Source organism: Streptomyces pyxinae, assembly GCF_024756275.1.
Classification (GTDB): domain Bacteria; phylum Actinomycetota; class Actinomycetes; order Streptomycetales; family Streptomycetaceae; genus Streptomyces; species Streptomyces pyxinae.
Window position 1 is genome coordinate 284,357 of record NZ_JANUGQ010000003.1, and the last position, 20,843, is coordinate 305,199.

A 20,843-nucleotide genomic window follows, 5' to 3' on the forward strand; every position below is an offset into this window, starting at 1 on the left:
GGACCGGTTTCCCGGGCGCCGCCGCCGTCCGGAGGCGCCGGAACCCGCCCGCGGGCGCCGGGAACCCGTCCGGAGGCGTCCGAAGGTGTCCGGAGCCACTACTTCTTCTCCAGGACGGCCTTCATCACCGCCTTGGCGATCGGTGCCGCCAGGCCGCCACCGGTGATGTCGTCGCGGCTGGCGTCGCTGTCCTCGACCACGACGGCCACGGCGACCGGGGAGCCGGCGTCGGTCTTCGCGTACGAGATGAACCAGGCGTAGGGGCGCTTGGCGTTGTTCTCGCCGTGCTGGGCGGTACCGGTCTTGCCGCCGACCTTCACCCCGTCCATGTCCAGCTTGGCGCTGCCGCCGGTGCCCCGCTCGACGACGCTCTCCATCATCTGCTGGATGAGCTGCGCGTTCTCCTGGGAGACCGGGCGGCTGAGCTCCCGCGGCTCGGTCTTCTCGATGACGTCCAGGTTGGGTGCGCGCAGCTGGTCGATCATGTACGGCTGCATCAGCTTGCCGTCGTTGGCGATCGCCGCCGTGACCATGGCCATCTGGAGCGGGGTGGCGGCGGTGTTGAACTGGCCGATGGACGAGAGCGCGTTGCCGCCCCGGTCCATGTTCTTGTCGTACACCGAGGCGTTGGCGCGGACCGGGACGAACTGCTCCTTGTTGAAGCCGAACTTCTCCGCCGTCTCCAGCATCTTGTCGCGGGTGACGTCGTCGCCGAGCTTGGCGAAGACCGAGTTGCAGGAGACCTCCAGCGCCTTGATGAGACTGGCGTGCTCACAGCCGGACGCGTGGTTGACCATCGGCTGGGTGGAGAGCGGGAGGATGTACGGCTCCGGGGTGTCCGTCGGCGCCTTGATGTCCTGGATCTTGCCGTGCTCCAGGGCGGCCGCGGCGGTGACGACCTTGAAGGTCGAGCCGGGCGGGTACGTCTCGCGCAGCGCCCGGTTGAGCATCGGCTTGTCCTTGTCCTTGTCCAGCGACTGCCAAGCCTTGGCGTCCTTGTCGCTGTAGCCGGCGAAGGCGGAAGGGTCGTACGAAGGAGTCGAGGCGAGCGCGAGGATCTTGCCCGTCTGGGGGTCGATCGCCGCGACGGCCCCCTTCTTCTTGCCGAGCCCCTCGAAGGCGGCCCGCTGGGCGGCACTGTTGAGGGTGGTGACGACGTCGCCGCCCTTCCGCTTCTCCCCGGTGAACATCGCCAGGGTGCGGTCGAAGAAGAGCTGGTCGCTGTTGCCGGTGAGAATGCCGTCCTGAAGCTTCTCGATCTGGTTGGCGTCGAACGCCTGCGAGGCGTACCCGGTCACCGGTGCCCACATGCGGCCGTCGACATAGGTGCGCTTGTAGCGGTAGAGCGGGTCCTTGGAGTCGACGGAACCAGTGATCGGCTTGCCGTCCACGATGATGTTGCCGCGCGGTGCCGCGTACCGGGCGATCGTCACACGCTGGTTTTTCGCGTGAGTGCTGAGTTCCTCCGCCTGGACGTACTGGAGCCAGTTACTGCGCAGCAGCAGCGCGAGAACGAGGAGGCCGCAGAAGACAGCGATCCGGCGCAGCGGCTTGTTCATGGTCGGACCACCTGGGTCAACTCAGCGTCGGGGGACGGGGCGGGGGCGGGGGCGGGACGCCGGGCGGTGTCACTGATGCGGATCAGAATGCCGATCAGGGCCCAGTTGGCAAGCACGGAGGAGCCACCGTAGGCGACGAACGGCATCGTCATACCGGTCAGCGGGATGAGGCCCATGACACCGCCTGCCACGACGAAGACCTGAATCGCGAAGGCGCCGGAGAGACCGATGGCCAGCAGCTTGCCGAAGGGGTCCCGGGCGGCCAGGGCGGTGCGTACGCCGCGCTCCACGATCAGCCCGTAGACGATCAGGAAGGCCATCATTCCGGCCAGGCCGAACTCCTCACCGACCGTGGACAGGATGAAGTCGGAGTTGGCCGCGAAGCCGATCAGGTCCGAATTGCCCTGACCGAGTCCGGTGCCGAGAACGCCGCCGGAGCCGAAGGACATCAGCGCCTGGGCGGCCTGATCGCTCTGCTGGAGGGTCGCCTCCGCGAAAGGGTCGAGCCAGAATTCGACGCGCTGCTGGACGTGTGGCTCGAAGGAGGCCACACCCACCGCGCCCGCCGCCGACATCAGCAGGCCGAACACGATCCAGCTGGTCCGCTCGGTGGCGACGTAGAGCATGACCACGAAGAGGCCGAAGAACAGCAGCGAGGTACCGAGGTCGGTCTCGAAGACGAGCACCAGGATCGACATGACCCAAACGGCCAGGATCGGGCCGAGGTCACGGCCTCGTGGCAAGTACAGGCCCATGAAACGACGGCTGGCGAGCGCCAGGGCGTCCCGCTTCACCATCAGATAGCCGGAGAAGAAGACCGCGATGATGATTTTTGCGAACTCGCCCGGCTGCACGGTGAAAGGGCCGAGCTTGATCCAGATCTTGGCGCCGTTCACCGCTGGAAAGAACATCGGCAAGATCAGCAGGATCAGCGCCAGAACCATGGAGATGTACGTGTAACGCTGAAGGACACGGTGGTCCTTGAGCACGATCAGCACGGCTACGAAGAGCGCGATGCCGATCGCGGAGAACATGAGCTGCTTGGGGGCGTCCGCACTGTGTGAGTGGAAGAGCCGCTCGGCTCGCTGGATCAGCCGCGGCGACTGGTCGAGGCGCCAGATCAGCACCAGGCCGAGGCCGTTGAGCAGGGTGGCCAGGGGCAGCAGCAGGGGGTCCGCGTACTTGGCGAACTTGCGCACCACGAGGTGGGCCACGCCGGCCATCAGGCCGAGGCCGAGCCCGTATCCGAGCATGCCGGACGGGACCTTGCCGTCCAGGGCGAGGCCGACATTGAGGTACGCGAACACCGGGATCGCGACGGCGAAGGCGAGCAGCGCCAGCTCGGTGTTGCGGCGGCTCGGTGCGTCGATCGCGCCGATGGTGGTCGTGTTGGTGACAACGCTCATGGTGGTGAAAGGCCCCCCTACGGGTCCTTACTGCTTACCGCAGTTCGAGGCCACCTTCTGCTCCTCGTCCGAGAGGCTGGGGCCGGGGGAAGGTGTGGGCTTCTTGCTGGTGGAGCCGGCGGGCGGGCTCGCCTGTCCGGTGGCCGCGAACGCGTCCGCCTGCTTCTTGCAGGCGGACGCCTGGGTGGCCAGCTCGCGGACCTTGGTCTCCGCCTTGCCGAGACTGCCGCCCGCGATGGTCTCCTCGACCTGCTTGCGCTGGTAGTCCGGGAGGTACTTGAGTTCGATCTCGGGGTGGTCCTTCTCGACCTTCGAGAGCGACACCCACGCCAGGTCCTGGCTGATACCCCGGTAGAGCGCCACGTGCTCGTCGTTGGCGCCGACGTAGTACTGCGTCTGCGTCCAGCGGTAGCCGGCGTACAGCCCGCCGCCGGCCACGGCCAGCACCAGGAGCGTGTACAGCGATCTCTTCAGCCACCTGCGGCCGGCGCGGGGCTTGGTGAAGTCGCCGTCGGCGTACGTCCCGTAGCCGTCGTCGGACGGCATCCCGTCGTACTCCAGCGGCTCGCCGCTGCCGGGCGGACCGAACCCGCCGGCCGGGGGCGCGGCATGCCGGCCGAGGCCGGAGGCACGGCCCGCGGGGGTCTCCATGGCACCGCCGGTGAGCGCCTGGTTCTGGTTCTCGGCGACGGCGCCGACGACGACCGGGGTGTCACTGAGCTGCCCCGCCATGGTGTCGCCGCCGTCGACGTCGAGCACATCCGCGATGATCACGGTGATGTTGTCCGGGCCGCCGCCGCGCAAGGCGAGCTGGATGAGGTCCTGCACGGTCTCCTGCGGGCGCTGGTAGCCCGCGAGGGTCTCCTCCATCGTCTGGTGGGAGACCACCCCGGAGAGACCGTCGGAGCAGATCAGATACCGGTCGCCCGGCCGGACCTCGCGGATCGACAGGTCGGGCTCGACATGGTCGCCGCTGCCCAGGGCGCGCATCAGCAGCGAGCGCTGCGGGTGGGTGGTGGCCTCCTCCTCGGTGATCCGGCCCTCGTCCACCAGCCGCTGCACCCAGGTGTGGTCCTGGGTGATCTGGGTGAGCGCGCCGTCACGGAGCAGATAGGCGCGGGAGTCGCCGACGTGCACCAGGCCGAGACGCTGGCCGGTCCAGAGCAGGGCGGTCAGCGTGGTGCCCATGCCCTCCAGCTGCGGGTCCTCCTCGACCATGACCCGGAGTTGCTCGTTGGCGCGCTGCACCGCGGTGCCGAGGGAGGTGAGGAGGTCCGAGCCGGGAACGTCGTCGTCGAGCGTGACCAGGGTGGAGATCACCTCGGACGAGGCCACCTCGCCGGCGGCCTGGCCGCCCATGCCGTCGGCGATGGCGAGCAGGCGCGGACCGGCGTACCCGGAGTCCTCGTTGCCCTCGCGGATCATTCCCTTGTGCGACCCGGCGGCGAAGCGCAGTGACAGACTCATGCGCACCTCGCCCGTCGGCTCGGGGTACAGCCGCTCCTGAGCCACCCTGCCCACCCTCCGGTCGGGAGCCGGCGCGGATCCCCTTGCTGGCCCGCCGCGGCTCGCTCGCTCCGCTCGCTCATTGTCGTACTACTTCCGCAGCTCGATGACGGTCTTGCCGATGCGGATCGGCGCGCCCAGCGGAATCGGTGTCGGGGTGGTGAGCCGGGTCCGGTCGAGATAGGTGCCGTTGGTGGACCCGAGATCCTCGACGATCCACTGGCCGTCACGGTCCGGGTAGATCCTGGCATGCCTGCTGGACGCGTAGTCGTCGTCCAGCACGATCGTGGAGTCGTGCGCCCGGCCCAGCGTGATGGTCTGGCCCTGGAGGGCGACCGTGGTGCCGGTCAGGGAGCCCTCGGAGACGACCAGCTTGGTCGGTGCCCCCCGGCGCTGACGGCCGGACTGCTGGCGCTGCTGCGGTGGCGCCGAGGCCCCCCGGGCGGGCTGCTGGGCACGCGGCGCCTCGCGGCGCGAACCGCGCTGCGTGACCCGCGTCCCGAACAGGTCGCTCCGGATGACCTGGACGGCCACGATGACGAACAGCCACAGTACGGCGAGGAAACCCAACCGCATGACCGTGAGGGTCAGCTCTGACATTGCCCCCGCTTCACCCTTCGGCTTGCCGGTAAACGATGGTGGTACTGCCCACGACGATCCGCGAGCCGTCGCGGAGCGTAGCGCGGGTGGTGTGCTGCCCGTCCACCACGATGCCGTTGGTGGACCCGAGATCCTGGATCGTCGGGGGCGTTCCGGTCCGGATCTCGCAGTGGCGGCGTGATACGCCGGGGTCGTCGATCCGCACATCGGCGTCGGTGCTGCGGCCCAGCACCAGCGTCGGGCGGGAGATCTGGTGGCGGGTGCCGTTGATCTCGATCCAGCGGCGCGTCTGGGCGCCTGGCCCGGGTCCGGGGGCGCCCGGCGGGCGCCCGGCGGCGGGCGGACGGTTCATGCCGGGCGGCGGGGCCGCCGGCATCGGAGGCGCGCCGGCCGGGGCGTACCCGTGCCCGCCGGGGCGGCCGGAGGCCTGTCCCGGGTCGGGCGCCGACTCGGCCGACTGTGACGAACTCGACGCCAGCGTGCGGCTGCGCACCCGGTACAGCCCGGTGTCGAGGTCGTCGGCCTTCTCCAGATGGACCTTGATCGGTCCCATGAAGGTGTACCGCTGCTGCTTCGCGTAGTCGCGGACCAGCCCGGAGAGCTCGTCGCCGAGCTGGCCGGAGTACGGGCTGAGCCGCTCGAAGTCGCCGGTGCTCAGCTCGACGATGAAGTCATTGGGGACGACCGTCCGGTCCCGGTTCCAGATCGTCGCGTTGTTGTCGCACTCCCGCTGGAGGGCGCCCGCGATCTCGACCGGCTGGACCTCGGACTTGAAGACCTTGGCGAAGGTGCCGTTGACCAGACCTTCGAGACGCTGCTCGAAACGCTTCAGGACTCCCATGGGGCACCTCCTCCGTCGCTGCCGTCCTGGTACTGCTTACTGATCGTATCCACGCGTCGGGAAATCGGCTGGTTCCCCTTCTCTGCCCTGTGGACGAGTGTCACCTCTCACAAGGATCGTAGAGGTGGCCTTCTCTTAGTGTCCCGCACCCGGCGGACACCCCGGAGGAGTGGGTGCGAAGGCGTTCCGTTCCCGTTCGGTTCCGGCCGTGACGCGGTGCCGGCCCGGTTCTGGTCCGGTCCCGGTCCGGGTTCCGGTCCGCTTCCGGTTCTGTCGGGGCCTCGCCCGGTCCCGGTTCTGTCGGTCACCCGCCGGTTTCCCGTGGATACGGGGCCCGCGAGGGCCGGGCGGCGGCTCCGGGTTCCCGGGGCGGCCGGGGCAGGGACCGCGGGGGCCGTACGGGCCGGGGGCACGGGGTCCGGGTCGGGCGCGGGACCCGCGCCCGCCGGCCACGGCCGGGACGGGTTCGGGCCCGGGGCGGGCGTGGGCGATGCCGCCGTGCGGGGCGGCGCGCGGTGGCGAAGGCGGGGCGGTGCGCGTGGCGGGAAGCCCGGGCGGCGGCCGGCGCGGGCGGTGGTCCGCGCGGGCCCCCGTGCGGGCGGCGGGTCGACGGGACCGGGGACGCGGTGGGGTGCGACGGAGCGGGGACCGTGTTCCGGGCGGACCGGGTCCGGGCGGGGCCGTGGTCCGTCCCGGGCCCCCGGACGGGCGCGCCGTCTCCCCCGTCCGTCCTCGCGCTCCGTCCCCGGGGGGCGGGACGAAGGGATGTGAAGCCACCCCCGGCGACGTGCTAATCTTCTGATGTCGCCAAGCGAACGCACCGAAAAAGTGCGGGAGACAGCGGCAACACCCAATGCGCGGGTGGCGGAATAGGCAGACGCGCTGGATTCAGGTTCCAGTGCCCGAAAGGGCGTGGGGGTTCAACTCCCCCCTCGCGCACCAGGATCACCTCAGGTGTTCCAACGCACGGAAGAAACGGGCGGATCGTCAAGACGATCCGCCCGTTTCGTCATGTCCGGGTCGGTCGGCTCCCGGCCTCGGACGTGGGCCGGGTCCCGGCCTCGGACATGAGGCGGGCCGAGGCGGCAGCGCGGGAGACCGCCGGTGGCTCGTCGCCCGGGGCTCGTTGCCCGTGGCGGACTCGCTGGTCGGCTGCCTCAGAAAAATGACCCGGCCCGAAATGTGATGAGCCTCTCATGGGCCTCCGAGGGGTGGCCCGGGACCGGGGCCGGCTTCCTGCCCGCAGCGGTCGGACCACGCCTCTCGCGCGCCGGTGGGGAGTCGGGGCCGGGAGCGACCTTCGTCGGTGGGACGCGCGACGAAAGAGAGCCGCGAGGGCCGGTGTGCGGTCCCTAGGGTGCGGGCGTGGATGTTTCTTCGAGGATCAGGGCGGGCCGGCGGTGGCTGGTCGCGCCCGGGCCCCGGTCCCGCCGCGGTGTCGCCGGGGAGGCGGTGCTGGCGCTGGTCGTCGGACTGCTCGCCGCCGGTACGGAGCAGCTGCTGGCGGCCGCCGGTGCGCGGACGGTGCTCGTGGGCGCGGGAGCGGCGCTGCTCGCCCTGCTGCGGCGGCGGCTGCCCGCCGGGGTGCTGGTGCTCGCCGGCGGACTGGCGCCGGTGCTCGGCGGGTTCGGGGTGGTGCTGTGGCTGGCGGGGTGGTCGGCGGGGCGCCGGATCGCGGGCGTGGGGCGGGCGTTGGGGGTGTTCACCCTCTCGTACGCGGTGTTCGTCGGCGGCTCGGTGCTGGACGCGGGGGCGTGGCGCGCACCGCTGGTGCTGGTCCTGTTCACGACGTTGTACTACTTCACCACGACGGTCGTGCCGGGGCTGGCCAGCCGGTACTGGACCCAGCGGCGCACCCTGCTGGACGCCCTGCGGGAGCGCAACGCCCAACTGGTGCGGGAGCACGCGATGGTGGCCGGGCAGGCACGGCTGCGGGAGCGCCAGCGGATCGCGCAGGACATGCACGACAGCCTGGGGCACCGGCTGGCGCTGATCTCGGTGCACACCGGGGCGCTGGAGGTCGACCAGGAACTCACCACCCGGCAGCGGGCGGTGGTCGGAGTGCTCAGGGACGCCTCGGTGACCGCGATGCGGGAGCTGCGCGAGGTGGTGGGCATTCTGCGGGACGGTGTGGAGGCGCCGGTCGCCGGGAAGGCAGGGCGGGCGGCCCGGGGGACGGCGGGCATACCGGAGCTGGTGGCGTCGGCTCCGGCGGGGAATGAGATCGAGCTGTGCTCCAGCGGGGAGGCCCGGGTGCTGGCGCCGGCCGCCGATCACGCCGCCTACCGGATCGTGCAGGAGGCGCTGACCAACGCGTACAAGCACGCCCCGGGGGCGCGGATCACCGTCTCGTTGCGGTACGAGCCGGACTCCCTGGTGGTGGAGGTCGTCAACGGCGCCGGTGGGCCCGTCGGCGGGGAGGTGGTGAGCGGTGGCCAGGGGCTGACCGGACTGCACGAGCGGGCCCGGCTGGTCGGTGGCCTGGTGCACGCCGGTCCGGTGACGGGTGGCGGCTTCCGGGTGGCGGCGATGCTCCCCTACGGCTTCGGAGGCACGGCCGGCGGAGAACCGGGGCAACTCGCGCCTTTCGTCGCTGAGGGGAACGACTTCCGGGTGAAGACACCGGAGCTCGTGCCGGGGGAGGGTGATCCGGTCGCGGTCCGGCAGGTCTGGTCCGCTCCGGAGAGGGAGTGGCCGGACGGTGGAGAGGAGGCGCACAGGTCCGGCAGGTTCGCTCTCGGCTGCGGTATGGCCGTGGCGGCTCTGGTGGTGTTGCTGGTCGCGGCGGGCGTCGGCCTCGTCTACCTGCTGGGAGTGCTGGACCGGGGCATGATCGAACCCTCGCGGTACGAGGCCCTCCGGGTCGGCATCGCCGAGGAGGAGGCCCGGGACCGGCTGCCGAGCGGTGATTCGGTGGCGACTCTGGGGCTGAGCGGCAAGGGGCCCGCGGAGCCCGCGGGCGCGGAGTGCCTGGTGCTGATGTCGTCCGAGACCGGGGGCGACCGGGACACCGAGCCGGTTTTCCGCTTCTGCTTCAGGGACGGCAAGCTGATCGAGAAGAAGTCGTACGACGTGGCGCGGTAGGGCGATGGGCCCGGGTGTCACGGGAACCGGGGGAGGTCCGTGTGGAAGCACGCATCCGGGTGGTCGTCGCGGACGACGAGGCGCTCATCCGGGCCGGTATCCGCCTGATTCTCACCTCCGATCCGGGACTGGAGGTGGTCGCGGAGGCGGCGAACGGACGGGAGGCGATCGAGGCCGCGCGGGCGCACGCCGCCGACGTGGTGCTGCTCGATCTTCAGATGCCGGTCCTGGACGGGCTGGCGGCCCTGCCGGAGCTGCGCCGCGTGGTGCCCGGGGCGCGGGTACTGGTGCTGACGACCTTCGGTGAGCGGGAGAACGTGCTGCGGGCGCTGGAGAGCGGGGGCGCGGGGTTCCTGCTCAAGGACACGGCCCCGGCGGAGCTGATCCAGGCGGTACGGGCGGCCGCCGCGGGAGACGCCTATCTGTCACCGGGCGCCACCAGACATGTGGTGGAGGAGCTGGCGGGAGGCCGGGTGGGGGCCCGTGCGGAGCAGGCCCGGGCGCGGGTGGCGGTGCTCAGCGAGCGGGAGCGGGAGGTGCTGGGGCTGCTGGGCGAGGGGCTGTCCAACGCCGATGCCGGGAAGCGACTGCATATGAGCGAGGCGACGGTGAAGACCTATGTGAGCCGCATTCTGGCGAAGCTCTCCTGCGAGAACCGGGTGCAGGCCGCCCTGCTGGCGCGGGACGCGGGGCTCTGACGGGGAGGTGGGGAAGGAGTGACAGCAGGCCGGAGTGCGGGGCGGAGCCTCGGCGGGATGCGGGGGTGGTGCGCAGCCGGGGCCGTGAAGGAAGGGGGCTGGGGCAGGTGGGGCCGGTCCAGGCAGAGGGTTGGTGCAGAGGTGGGGGCCGGTGCGGGAAGGGGACCGGCCGATGGCGTCGGTGCCGGGCGGTGTCAGTCGGTATCAGCCGTGGGTGCCCGGGGCGTTGTAACGGAGAAGGTAGGCGGCGAAGCGGCCCAGGTCCTCGGTGGACCAGTCGGCCAGGCGCTCCTGGTAGGCGGCGCGGCGACTGGCCTGAGTGGAGGAGAGCAGCGCGGAGCCCTTCTCGGTGGGGTGCAGTACCTGTACCCGGTGGTCGGCGGGGTCCGAGCGGCGCTCGACCAGGCCCAGCTTCTCCAGGGCGGTGATCTGGCGGCTGACCGTCGACTTGTCGAGCAGATAGTGGGCGGCGAGGTCGGTGGCCCGGCAGCCCTGCCGGTCCTCGATGTGGGCCAGGAGGGTGTACGAGACAAGAGGCAGCTCCGGGTGGAGCCGGGCGGCCGCGGCGCGGGCACGTCGGGCGAACGCGGTCAGCTCGCGCTGGATGGTGTCCACGGACTCGTCGCGCGCGGCGGGCATGATGCGGTTCTCCCTTGTGTCCCGTGGCGTGGTGTCCTCGTGGGTCCGGGGACATCCGCCTTCACCGATATCGAGCAGGTTGATTGCGCCATACACGCTATATGGGGTGCGGAGCGACCGTCGGCGGCTTCCCGGTGTTCGTCCGGTCGTCCGTGCCGGCCATGGACCCGGGTACCGCGCGAGCGCCGTGCCATGTGCGGGGCCCCGGCCTGCCGGGGCGACGCGGGGCCGGACCGTGCCGGCGGCGGAGGTGTCCCTGGCTGAAATCCGGCGGGGCGGCGCCGGCCGGTCCGCCCCGGGCTTCGCGGCCGGTGCGGAGCCGCGACCGGGCGGCCGCGTCCTCGCCACCGGGCGGGCGGACCCGCGGGCGGCGCGGGCAGGACGCCGGGCCACCGGCCACCGGGGGAGAGGGGGCGGGAAGTGGATGGCTCCGGTCGCGGGCCGATGGATGAGTGATCCGGGGGTGATCTGGTGCTTTACCGCGATGGCACGGGTTTCCACGGCGGGAGCCAAGGCTGGGTCATGGTTGTCCACAGGGGAAGACGGAAGCGCCGGGGCGGCGGTACGTTCTGCGCACACGCAGGTGGGAGACAAGGGGGGCTCGTGGACGAGCAGCCGGGCGGGACGACGGATTCGGGTGCGGGCGCGGCGGACGGCCGCATTCCGGTGGTGGCCGGATTCGCGTGGTGGTCGGGCGGCCCGGCGGATTCGCCGAAGAAGCGGGGCAAGGCGCTGCGGGAGCGGGTGGCCCGGTCCGCGCACGCGGCGCTGGACATCGGTCCCGGCCGGCCGGACGCGGTACGGGCGGTCGAGGAGTCCAACCTCGGCCGGGTGGAGGCGCTGACGCCGATACGGGTGGGCCGGATGGCGGCCACCCCGTTCGCGTTCCTGCGCGGGTCCGCCGGACTGATGGCGCACGACCTGGCCGGTACCCCGGTCACCGGGGTGACGGCGCAGATATGCGGGGACGCGCACGCGGCCAACTTCGGGCTCTACGGGGACGCCCGTGGCCGGCTCGTCATCGACCTCAACGACTTCGACGAGACCGTCGTCGGCCCCTGGGAGTGGGATCTCAAGCGGCTCGCGACCTCTCTGGTGCTGGCCGGCCGGGAGGCGGGCGCGGACGAGGACATGTGCCGGGAGGCCGCGTACGACGCCGTGGGCGCGTACCGGCGCACCATGCGGCTGCTGGCCCGGATGCCGGTGCTCGACGCCTGGAACGCGATCACGGACGAGGAACTGGTCTCGCACGCCGACGCCAAGGATCTGCTCGGCACCCTGGAGCGGGTGTCGGAGAAGGCGCGCAGCAACACGAGCGCCCGGTTCGCCGCCCGTTCCACCGAGACCTCGGCGGAGGGCGCCGGCCGCCGGTTCGTGGACGCGGCCCCGGTGCTGCGCCGGGTGGAGGACGAGGAGGCCGGCGCCGTGGCCGCCTCGCTCGGTGGCTATCTGCGGACGCTCCAGGAGGACCGGCTGCCGCTGCTCGCCCGGTACGCGATCCACGATGTGGCGTTCCGGGTGGTCGGCACCGGCAGCGTGGGCACCCGGTCGTATGTGGTGCTGCTGGTCGACCACCGGGGCGAGGCGCTGGTGCTCCAGGTGAAGGAGGCCCGGCCGTCCGTGCTGCTGCCCCATCTGCGGACGGCGGGGTTCACGGCGGAGGAGGCGGACCACGAGGGCCGGCGGGTGGTGCTGGGCCAGAAGCGGATGCAGGTGGTGAGCGACAACCTGCTGGGCTGGACCACGGTCGAGGGAAGGCCGTACCAGGTGCGGCAGTTCCGCAACCGCAAGGGCAGCGTGGACGCGGCGGCGCTCCCGGCCGACCAGGTGGACGACTACGGGCGGATGACCGGGGCGCTGCTGGCCCGGGCGCACGCGCACAGCGCCGACCCCCGGCTGATGGCCGGGTACTGCGGGAAGAACGACGAGCTGGACACGGCGGTGGCCGGCTTCGCGATGGCCTACGCGGACCGTACGGAGGCGGACCACGCCGATCTGCTGGCGGCGGTGCGGAGCGGGCGGCTTCCCTCCGAGCCGGGGGTGTGATCGGGGAGGGTGACAACCGGGGGCCGTTCGCCCGTAGGCTGGTCGGGTGACGACTCCGAGCGACGACGTGACCGGCGCCCCGGCACCCGAGACAGGCCCCGCCGGACCCGTCGGCGGCGCGCATTCCGCCGCCGGGCCGGTGTCCGGTGGACCGGGCGCCGGCGGGCCGGAGGCGGAGCGGCCGGAGGCCCGGCTGGAGCGGGCGGTGCGGGCGGCGGAGCAGGCGCTCATCGAGTTCGAGATCGCGGTGGAGACCTTCCGGGTCGAGGTGGACAACTTCTCCCGGCTGCACCACCAGAAGCTGGGCCCGATGTACACGCGGCTGGACGAGCTGGACGCGCTGATCGCGGAGGCCCACGCGGCCCGGACCGGTGACCCGGAGGATGCCGCCCGGGCCCGGGAGGCCCGGGCGATGGTGCTGCCGATGCCGGGTGTGGAGGAGCTCTTCCACGACTGGATGGACGCCGACGGCCTCTCCCCCGAGGCTGAGGCGATGCTGAGCGACCGGTCGGTGCGGCCGCCCAAGCGGGTCCGGCCCAGCGACGAGGTGCGCAAGCTCTACCGCGAGCTGGCCCGTAAGGCCCACCCGGACCTCGCGCGGGACGACGAGGAACTGCGGCGGCGCGAGGAGTTCATCACCCGGGTCAACGCCGCCTACGCGCGCGGCGACGAGGCCCTGCTGCGGGAGCTGCTGGAGGAGTGGGAGGCGGGGCCCGCCCCGGCCGGTGCCGCGCTGAGCGAGAGCGAGGAGCTCTATGCCCGGCTGGACTGGCTGGCCCGCCGCAAGGAACTGCTGACCGTGGTCGCCCAGGACCTGGAGGGCAGCGCGATCGGTGCGATGCTGCGGATGGCGCCGGACGACCCCGACCGGCTGTTGGACGAGATCGCGGAACAACTGCTGGCGCAGGTCGCCGAGCGCGAGGCCCAGCTCGCCGCGCTGATCGCGTAGCGGCTGCCGGCGGGCCGCCGCGGGTGCCGCGGGGCGTCCGGGACCGCTCCGGCGGGACGGCGCCGCGGGCGGCGGCCCGGGCCGTGTCCGGGCGAGCCGACGGGCCGGGGTGTTCCCCGCCCCGATGAAGTCCTGCTTCACCGAAAGAACCGACGAGAGAAGGCGTGACGACCCATGAACTTCGCAGCCCTGCCCACGACGGATGCCGCCTCGGTGCCGGCCGACGGCCTGGTGCTGGACGTCCGGGAGGACGACGAGTGGGCGGCCGGGCATGTCGAGGGCGCGCTGCATGTGCCGATGAGCGACTTCGTGGCCCGCTTCGGTGAAGTGACCGAGGCCGTGGCGGACGGTCGGCGCGCCTATGTGATGTGCCGGGTCGGCGGCCGGTCGGCCCAGGTCACCCAGTACCTGGTGGGGCAGGGCATCGACGCGGTGAACGTCGACGGCGGCATGCTCGCCTGGGAGGGCGCGGGACGCCCCATGGTCACCGACCACGGCGGTCCCGCCGCCGTTCTCTAGGCGTTCCGGGGGCCGGGACCGGCGGGTGGCGGCGCCGGGCGGTCAGCGGTCGAAGTCCAGCTCCACCTCCGGGCTCACCGGGTGCGACTGGCAGGCCAGCACATAACCGGCGTCGGTCTCCTCCGGCTCCAGCGCGTAGTTCCGGTCCATCCGCACCTCGCCGCCGGCCAGGAACGCCCGGCAGGTGCCGCAGACCCCGCCCTTGCAGGCGTACGGAGCGTCGGAGCGGGCCCGCAGCACGGTGTCGAGCAGGGACTCCCCCGGCTGCACCGGCCAGTTGCCCGAGCGGCCGTCCAGCGTCGCCGTCAGCCGGGCCCGCGCCGCCACCGGGGCGGCCGCCGGGCGGTCATCCCCTCCGGTGGTCCGGCCGTCGTCCACATGGAAGATCTCCTGGTGGATACGGCCGCGGTCCACTCCCAGGTCGCGCAGGGCCCGGTCGGCGCCGAGGACCAGCCCGAGCGGACCGCACAGGAACCAGCCGTCCACCTCGCCCACCGGCAGCAGCGCGGGCAGCAGTTCCGTGAGGCGCGGGCGGTCCAGCCGGCCGGACGGCAGCCCGGCCTGCTGTTCCTCCCGGGAGAGCACGGTGACCAGCTGGAAGCGGTCCGGGTACCGGTCCTTGAGGTCCGCCACCTCCTCCAGGAACATCGTGGAGGCCGCCGAGCGGTCGCTGCGGATCAGACAGAACCGCGCCCCCGGCTCGCGCTCCAGCAGGGTCGTCGCCATCGACAGCACCGGTGTGATCCCGCTGCCGCCTACCACCGCCGCGAACCGCCCCGGGCGCGGCGCCAGCAGGAACCGGCCCATGGGTTCCATGACGTCCACCGTGTCCCCGGCCAGCAGCTCCTTGAGCGCGTAGGTGGAGAAGACGCCGCCCTCCACCAGCCGGATGCCCACCCGCAGCACCGGATCCTCCCCCGGGCCGGCGGCCGGGGAGCAGATCGAGTAGGTGCGCCGGATCTCCTCCCCGGACGGCCCGTCCGGGCCGTCCGGGTCGGTGGCCGTCCCCTCGCCGCCGCCGGTGGCCGGCGCGCTCCGGCGCAGCGTGAGGTGCTGGCCCGGGACATGGCGGAAGGCGTCGCGCAGCTCGGGCGGCACGGCGAAGGTGACGGCCACGGAGTCGTCCGTGAGCCGCTCGACCTCGCTCACCCGGAGCGGATGGAACATCTACAACTCCTTGAAGTGGTCGAATGGTTCACGGCAGGCGGTGCAGCGCCGCAGCGCCTTGCACGCGGTGGAGGAGAAGCGGCTCAGCAGCTCCGTCTCCGTGGAGCCGCAGTGCGGGCAGCGGATCGCCAGCGAGACGGACACCGGCCCGCCGCCGGGCCCCTGGGGGCGGGGCGGGGCTATGCCGAACTCGGCCAGCTTCCGCCGTCCCTCCGCGCTGATGTCGTCGGTCGACCAGGCGGGGGAGAGAACGGTGACCACCCGGACCTCGGGCACCCCGCTGCCGCGGAGAACCCGCTCGATGTCGGCCGACATGGTCTCGATCGCCGGGCAGCCGGTGTAGGTCGGGGTCAGCTCGACCACGACCCGGCCCGGTTCGAGCACCCGCACCCCCCGCACCACGCCCAGCTCCTCCAGCGTCAGCACCGGCAGCTCGGGGTCGGGCACCGAACCGGCCAGCCGGAGCAGCTCCTCCTCCACCGGCGTCGTGGTCACCATGTCGCCCCCGGGTGGCTCCGGTGAAGGTGCTGCATCTCGGCGAGCATCCGTCCGAACGGCTCGGTGTGCAGGCCCTGGCGCCCGGCGCCCGCCCGCCACGCCCCGGTGCGCGGGCCCTCCGGGAGGGTGAGCGTCGCCCGCTCCAGCACGCCGGTCACCGAGGCCAGCCAGTCGGCCTCCAGCTCCGCCCAGTCGACGTCCACCCCCTCGACCGGCCGGAACAGCTCGCCGGTGAACCGCCAGAGCGCCTCGCATCCCGCCCGCATCCGGTCATGGCTCTCGGCGGTGCCGTCGCCGAGGCGCAGGGTCCACTGCTCGGCGTGGTCCTGGTGGTAGGCGACCTCCTTGACCGCCTTGGCGGCGAGCCCGGACAGCGGGCTCTCCCCGGCGGCGGCCAGCCGCCCGTACAGCAGCCGCTGGTAGGTGGAGAAGTAGAGCTGACGGGCGATGGTCCGGGCGAAGTCGCCGTTGGGCTGCTCCACCAGCTGGACGTTGCGGAAGGCGCGCTCCTCGCGGAGGAAGGCCAGCTCGTCCTCGTCCCCGGCGAGCGAGAGCAGCACCCGGGCCTGGCCGAGCAGGTCCAGCGCGATATTGGCGAGCGCCACCTCCTCCTCCAGGACCGGGGCGTGCCCCGCCCACTCCCCCAGCCGGTGCGAGAGCACCAGCGCGTCGTCCCCCAGGGCGAGGGCGGCACCGGTGAGCGCGGGTGTCGTGGCGGTCACAGGTGCCGCACCCCCTCCGGGATCTCGTAGAAGGTGGGGTGGCGGTAGGGCTTGTCCCCGGCGGGTTCGAAGAAGGGGTCCTTCTCGTCCGGCGAGGAGGCGGTGATCGCGGCCGACGGCACCACCCAGAGCGAGACGCCCTCGGAGCGGCGGGTGTAGAGGTCCCGGGCGTTCCTCAGGGCCATCTCGGCGTCCGGGGCGTGCAGGCTGCCCGCGTGGGTGTGGGAGAGCCCGCGGCGGGAGCGCACGAACACCTCCCACAGGGGCCAGTCGCTGGTGGTCATCGGGTCGCCTCTCCGTGCTTGGCGGCGTGGGCCGCGGCCGCCTCCCGGACCCAGGCGCCGTCCTCGTGGGCCCGGCGGCGCTGGGTGATCCGCTGTTCGTTGCAGGGGCCGTCGCCCTTGAGGACCTCGCGGAACTCGGCCCAGTCGATGGCACCGAAGTCGTAGTGGCCGCGCTCCTCGTTCCACCGCAGCTCGGGGTCGGGCAGGGTGAGCCCGAGCGCCTCCGCCTGCGGCACGCAGATGTCCACGAACCGCCGGCGCAGCTCGTCGTTGGAGTGGCGCTTGATCTTCCAGGCCATGGACTGCGCCGAGTGGGACGACTCGTCGTCCGGCGGGCCGAACATCATCAGGGACGGCCACCACCAGCGGTCCACCGCGTCCTGCGCCATGGCGTGCTGTTCCGGCGTCCCGCGCGAGAGGGCGAGCAGCGCCTCGTACCCCTGGCGCTGGTGGAAGGACTCCTCCTTGCAGATCCGGACCATCGCGCGGGCGTAGGGGCCGTAGGAGCAGCGGCAGAGCGGCACCTGGTTGGTGATCGCGGCACCGTCCACCAGCCAGCCGATGGCGCCGACGTCGGCCCAGGTGAGGGTCGGGTAGTTGAAGATCGACGAGTACTTCTGGCGGCCGGTGTGGAGCTTGTCCAGCAGCTCGTCGCGGCTGACGCCGAGGGTCTCGGCCGCGCTGTAGAGATACAGGCCGTGTCCCGCCTCGTCCTGCACCTTGGCCATCAGGATCGCCTTGCGGCGCAGCGAGGGGGCGCGGGTGATCCAGTTCGCCTCCGGCTGCATGCCGATGATCTCGGAGTGCGCGTGCTGGGCGATCTGCCGGACGAGTGAGGCGCGGTACGCCTCCGGCATCCAGTCGCGCGGCTCGATGCGCTCGTCGGCGGCGACGGCGGCGTCGAACACCGCCTCGGGCGTCTCCCGTGCGCCCGCCGGTCCTGCCGTCGCTGCCGGGGACGCCGTCGGTGCCGTCGGTGCTGTCGGTGCTGTCGGTGCCGTCGGTACTGTCATCGGGACTCTCCTACCGACCGATCGTTCGGTTGAATGTCTTCAATGGTGGGTCGGCGGCCCGTATGGTGTCAACCCTGTGGATAACCGGGCCGGGCGGCGGCCGGGCCGGGGCAAGGGGCCGGGCCGGGAGATCCCGGACGTCGGCAGGAGAACCCGGACGGCCAGGGACCCCGGACGGTGCCGGGTAGCGCCGGGCGGGTGATGCCGGGTGGCCGAGCGATGAGGGAACGGTGCGATGGACTCGTACGGTGGGGAGGGCCGGCACGCCGGTGCCCCGGTGGACGCGGAGCACGTGGAGCCCGGGGGACCCCGGCCGTCCGCGCAGTCCGGGGATCTCCGGGCGACCGGTGGGCCCGGGCGGTCCGGCGGCGCCGGAATCCAGGCGCTCTCGCTGCCGTACCAGGTGGTCGCCGCCGTCTCGCTCGCCGTCGTCGGGGTGCTGGCCGCCGTCCATCTGGGCATGGTGTTCCTCCATGTCGCCCCGGCCAACACGCTGAGCAAACAGCACGGCGAGGCGGTGGACGACTGGGTGCTGCCGGAGTTCGAGCAGAACTGGAAGCTGTTCGCCCCCAACCCCCTCCAGCAGAACATCGCCGTCCAGGCGCGCGCCGAGCTCACCGTCGCCGGCGGACGCCGGACCACCGGATGGATCGATCTCTCCGCAGAGGACGCCGCGGTGATCCGGGGCAACCCCTTCCCCAGCCATGTGACCCAGAACGAGCTGCGCCGCGCCTGGGACTTCTTCGCCAACTGGCACACCGACGACAACCGGCCCAATGGGGTGCGCGGCGAGCTCTCCGAGCGCTATCTGCGGCGTATCGCGGCGCTCCGGCTCGACGCCCACCGGGAGGGCGGCCGGATCGAGCGGATCCAGCTGCGCTCCGCCACCCGGGCCGTCGTGGCGCCGGTGTGGAGCGACGCCGGCAAGACGGACACCCGGACCTACTACCGGGTGCTGCCCTGGTGGCCGGTGACGGTGGCGGACCTGCCCGGCGGGGCGGACGCGGGCCGGGGCGCGGCGCGGGCGGCCGGCGAGCACCCGGAGGAGGGCCGATGAAGCGCGTGGACCACGGGGTCGTGACCGTGAATCCCCGGGCGGATCTGCCCGGCGGCTCGCACCGGGCCGACTGGGCGGAGCGGGCCGGGCGGGGGCTGGCGGGTGCCATCCAGCGGGTCACCGCGGGCGCCCTCGGGCCGTATCAGAGCGCCGTGGTCCGGATCGGCTTCTCCGGCGCCTGGCTGCTCTTCCTGTTGCGGGAGTTCCCGCACCGGCGCGAGCTGTACGGACCGGACGGCCCCTGGTCCTGGGGGATGGCCCGGGAGCTGATCGCGAACAACCACGCCTTCTCGGCACTGCTGTGGTCGGACTCGGCGGTCTGGTTCGAGTGCGTGTACGCGCTGGCCGCGCTGGCGAGCCTGCTGCTGCTGGTGGGCTGGCGGGTCCGGGCCACCTCGGTGCTGTTCCTGGTGGGTGTGCTCTCGCTCCAGAACCGCTCGGTCTTCATGGGGGACGGCGGTGACAATGTCGTTCATCTGATGGCGTTCTATCTGGTCCTCACCCGCTGCGGACAGGTCTGGTCGCTGGACGCCCGCCGCGCCCGGCGCCGCGCCACCGGGACCGGGCCGGGCGGCCCGGGACCGACGCCGGACGGGGCGGCACCGGCACCGGACACGACGGACAGCGGTCCGGACGAGGCGGAAGCCGGTCCGGGCGGGACGGAAGCCGGTCCGGGCGCGGCGGAGACGGGAGCGGCGGAGACGGGAGCGGGCGGGGCGCACCGGCCGGTGGCGGGGCGAGCCGCCGCCGATCGGGTGGGCCCGGCGCTGTGGGTGGTGCTCGGCTGCGGTCTGCCGGTGGCCACCTCCTTCGCCGGCCGCACCGGTGAGTCCTGGCTGCTGGCGCTGTTCTGGCTGCTCTGGCTGGCGCAGGGGCTCTGGTGGGTGGTCTGCCGGTACGCCCCCGGGCAGCCGCGGGTACTGCTCGACGTGCTGGCCAACCTCGCCCACAACGCGGCCCTCGGGGTGATCATGGCGGAGGTCTGCCTGATCTACGCCACGGCCGGCTGGTACAAGGTGCAGGGCGACCGCTGGCAGGACGGGACGGCGTCCTACTACCCGTTCCGGCTGGACTACTTCACGCCCTGGCCCGCCCTCTCCGGTCTGCTGGCCGGCAGCGGACTGCTGATCATGCTCGCCACCTATGGCACGGTCGTGGTGCAGGTCGCCTTCCCCTTCACGCTCTTCAACCGCAGGGTCAAGAACGTGCTGCTCGCGGTCATGATGCTGGAGCACGCGACCATCGCGGTCCTGCTGGGACTGCCGTTCTTCTCCCTGGCGATGATCGCCGCCGACGCGGTCTTCCTGCCGACGGTCTTCCTGGTGTGGGCCGGCCACCGGCTGGTCCGCGCCCGGGACCGGCTGCGCCCGGCACGGCGGGGGAAGGTGCCGGGCCCCCGGGAGGCCGACGGGGAGCCGGCCGCGCCCCGTACCCTCGTCGGGTGAGCAGCGAGACCCCCGTACCGTCCGCCCCGGAGCGCCCCGCCGGGCCGGAGTCCGCCGAGCCGAGCCAGGGCCGGGCCCTTCGGCCGGCCCAGCCCCTTCAGTACGACGACGGCTACGGGGACGGCATCGGCGTCGGGCCGCACCCGGGCCCCTGGCCGGAGGGCGAGCGGTACGACCCGGAGCTGCTGGCGGCCGGTGACCGGCGCAATGTGGTCGACGGCTACCGCTACTGGACCCGGGAGGCGATCGTCGCCGACCTGGACACGCGGCGCCATGACTTCCACGTGGCCGTGGAGAACTGGGGCCACGACTTCAACATCGGCTCCGTGGTGCGCACCGCCAATGCCTTCCTGGCCAAGGAGGTGCACATCGTCGGCCGGCGTCGCTGGAACCGGCGGGGCGCCATGGTCACCGACCGGTACCAGCACGTCCGCCACCACCCGGACACCGCGTCGCTCACCGCCTGGGCCGCCGCCGAGGGGCTGCCGGTCGTGGGCATCGACAACCTCCCCGGTGCCGTACCCCTGGAGCGCACCGAGCTGCCCCGGCGGTGTGTGCTGCTCTTCGGCCAGGAGGGACCCGGGCTGACCGAGGAGGCGCGGAAGCACGCCGCCATGGTCTGCTCCATCGCGCAGTTCGGCTCCACCCGCTCGATCAACGCCGGGGCCGCGGCGGCGATCGCCATGCACGCCTGGATCCAGCGGTACGCGGAGATCGACGCCCCGTCCCCGGGGGCCTGACCGGCGAGCCGCCGGGGCACCGGGCAGCCGCCGGGCACCGGGAGCCGGCCCCGGAGGCGTACCGGCCCCG

General features: G+C 72.6%; 19 protein-coding genes and 1 tRNA gene. 9 read left to right on the plus strand and 11 right to left on the minus strand.

Annotation, left to right across the window (positions count from 1 at the left end; genetic code table 11):
- Window positions 1-98: 98 nt before the first annotated feature.
- The 5 genes from NX801_RS06090 to NX801_RS06110 form a co-directional block, all read right to left on the minus strand.
- Window positions 99-1,559, minus strand: a complete 1,461-nt coding sequence (locus NX801_RS06090) for a peptidoglycan D,D-transpeptidase FtsI family protein (RefSeq protein ID WP_258785980.1) — start codon at window positions 1,557-1,559, stop codon at window positions 99-101.
- Entirely contained in the window at window positions 1,556-2,965 is a 1,410-nt protein-coding gene (locus tag NX801_RS06095; protein WP_258785983.1) for an FtsW/RodA/SpoVE family cell cycle protein, read from the minus strand. Before NX801_RS06095 ends, NX801_RS06090 begins: the two co-directional genes overlap by 4 nt.
- Before the next feature lie 27 nt (window positions 2,966-2,992).
- Window positions 2,993-4,432: a Stp1/IreP family PP2C-type Ser/Thr phosphatase gene (locus tag NX801_RS06100; protein ID WP_258785984.1), complete on the minus strand. Its 1,440-nt coding sequence runs from the start codon at window positions 4,430-4,432 to the stop codon at window positions 2,993-2,995.
- Between the two features lie 129 nt (window positions 4,433-4,561).
- Window positions 4,562-5,071: an FHA domain-containing protein FhaB/FipA gene (locus tag NX801_RS06105; protein ID WP_258785985.1), complete on the minus strand. Its 510-nt coding sequence runs from the start codon at window positions 5,069-5,071 to the stop codon at window positions 4,562-4,564.
- Between the two features lie 10 nt (window positions 5,072-5,081).
- Window positions 5,082-5,912, minus strand: a complete 831-nt coding sequence (locus NX801_RS06110; protein ID WP_258785988.1) for an FHA domain-containing protein — start codon at window positions 5,910-5,912, stop codon at window positions 5,082-5,084.
- An 855-nt stretch (window positions 5,913-6,767) separates the two neighbouring features.
- On the opposite strand from NX801_RS06110, the gene NX801_RS06120 reads away from it, so the two are divergent.
- The 3 genes from NX801_RS06120 to NX801_RS06130 all read left to right on the plus strand — a co-directional run bounded on the left by NX801_RS06120 (window position 6,768) and on the right by NX801_RS06130 (window position 9,694).
- Window positions 6,768-6,854, plus strand: a tRNA-Leu gene (locus NX801_RS06120).
- A 423-nt stretch (window positions 6,855-7,277) separates the two neighbouring features.
- Complete coding sequence (locus NX801_RS06125) at window positions 7,278-8,996, plus strand: sensor histidine kinase (RefSeq protein ID WP_258785989.1); 1,719 nt, start codon at window positions 7,278-7,280, stop codon at window positions 8,994-8,996.
- Window positions 8,997-9,037: 41 nt separating this feature from the next.
- On the plus strand, window positions 9,038-9,694 hold the full coding sequence (locus NX801_RS06130; protein WP_258785990.1) for a response regulator transcription factor: 657 nt from the start codon (window positions 9,038-9,040) through the stop codon (window positions 9,692-9,694).
- A 204-nt stretch (window positions 9,695-9,898) separates the two neighbouring features.
- On the opposite strand, the gene NX801_RS06135 is transcribed toward NX801_RS06130, so the two are convergent.
- On the minus strand, window positions 9,899-10,333 hold the full coding sequence (locus NX801_RS06135; RefSeq protein WP_258785991.1) for a MarR family winged helix-turn-helix transcriptional regulator: 435 nt from the start codon (window positions 10,331-10,333) through the stop codon (window positions 9,899-9,901).
- Window positions 10,334-10,855: 522 nt separating this feature from the next.
- On the opposite strand from NX801_RS06135, the gene NX801_RS06140 reads away from it, so the two are divergent.
- The 3 genes from NX801_RS06140 (at window position 10,856) to NX801_RS06150 (ending at window position 13,847) form a co-directional block, all read left to right on the plus strand.
- On the plus strand, window positions 10,856-12,379 hold the full coding sequence (locus tag NX801_RS06140) for a DUF2252 domain-containing protein (protein WP_258785993.1): 1,524 nt from the start codon (window positions 10,856-10,858) through the stop codon (window positions 12,377-12,379).
- 46 nt (window positions 12,380-12,425) lie between these two features.
- Window positions 12,426-13,328, plus strand: coding sequence for a J domain-containing protein (locus tag NX801_RS06145; protein WP_428986069.1), 903 nt, complete (start codon window positions 12,426-12,428; stop codon window positions 13,326-13,328).
- A gap of 174 nt (window positions 13,329-13,502) precedes the next feature.
- A complete protein-coding gene (locus NX801_RS06150) occupies window positions 13,503-13,847 on the plus strand; it encodes a rhodanese-like domain-containing protein (protein ID WP_258785995.1) in 345 nt (114 codons plus the stop codon).
- A gap of 42 nt (window positions 13,848-13,889) precedes the next feature.
- Here the strand turns inward: NX801_RS06150 and NX801_RS06155 are convergent, their stop codons facing one another.
- The 5 genes from NX801_RS06155 to paaA are packed head-to-tail and all read right to left on the minus strand — an operon-like array spanning window position 13,890 to window position 17,531.
- Window positions 13,890-15,014, minus strand: a complete 1,125-nt coding sequence (locus tag NX801_RS06155; RefSeq protein ID WP_258785998.1) for a 2Fe-2S iron-sulfur cluster-binding protein — start codon at window positions 15,012-15,014, stop codon at window positions 13,890-13,892.
- Window positions 15,015-15,512, minus strand: coding sequence for a 1,2-phenylacetyl-CoA epoxidase subunit PaaD (paaD, locus tag NX801_RS06160; protein ID WP_258786004.1), 498 nt, complete (start codon window positions 15,510-15,512; stop codon window positions 15,015-15,017).
- Window positions 15,506-16,234 (minus strand): 1,2-phenylacetyl-CoA epoxidase subunit PaaC, encoded by a 729-nt coding sequence (gene paaC / locus NX801_RS06165; RefSeq protein WP_258786007.1) that lies wholly within the window; start codon window positions 16,232-16,234, stop codon window positions 15,506-15,508. The genes paaD and paaC overlap by 7 nt, the downstream gene beginning before the upstream one ends.
- Entirely contained in the window at window positions 16,231-16,518 is a 288-nt protein-coding gene (gene paaB, locus NX801_RS06170) for a 1,2-phenylacetyl-CoA epoxidase subunit PaaB (protein WP_258786008.1), read from the minus strand. The genes paaC and paaB overlap by 4 nt, the downstream gene beginning before the upstream one ends.
- Window positions 16,515-17,531: a 1,2-phenylacetyl-CoA epoxidase subunit PaaA gene (gene paaA, locus NX801_RS06175; protein ID WP_258786009.1), complete on the minus strand. Its 1,017-nt coding sequence runs from the start codon at window positions 17,529-17,531 to the stop codon at window positions 16,515-16,517. Before paaA ends, paaB begins: the two co-directional genes overlap by 4 nt.
- A gap of 235 nt (window positions 17,532-17,766) precedes the next feature.
- Between paaA and NX801_RS06180 the strand changes: the two genes are divergently transcribed.
- Genes NX801_RS06180 through NX801_RS06190 form a run of 3 tightly spaced genes read left to right on the plus strand, consistent with a single transcriptional unit; the run spans window position 17,767 to window position 20,773 of the window.
- On the plus strand, window positions 17,767-18,588 hold the full coding sequence (locus tag NX801_RS06180; RefSeq protein WP_258786010.1) for a DUF5819 family protein: 822 nt from the start codon (window positions 17,767-17,769) through the stop codon (window positions 18,586-18,588).
- Window positions 18,585-20,033 carry an HTTM domain-containing protein gene (locus NX801_RS06185; RefSeq protein ID WP_258786011.1) on the plus strand — a complete coding sequence of 483 codons (1,449 nt, stop codon included), beginning with the start codon at window positions 18,585-18,587 and terminating at the stop codon, window positions 20,031-20,033. The genes NX801_RS06180 and NX801_RS06185 overlap by 4 nt, the downstream gene beginning before the upstream one ends.
- On the plus strand, window positions 20,030-20,773 hold the full coding sequence (locus tag NX801_RS06190) for a TrmH family RNA methyltransferase (RefSeq protein ID WP_428986070.1): 744 nt from the start codon (window positions 20,030-20,032) through the stop codon (window positions 20,771-20,773). Before NX801_RS06185 ends, NX801_RS06190 begins: the two co-directional genes overlap by 4 nt.
- Window positions 20,774-20,843: the final 70 nt, after the last annotated feature.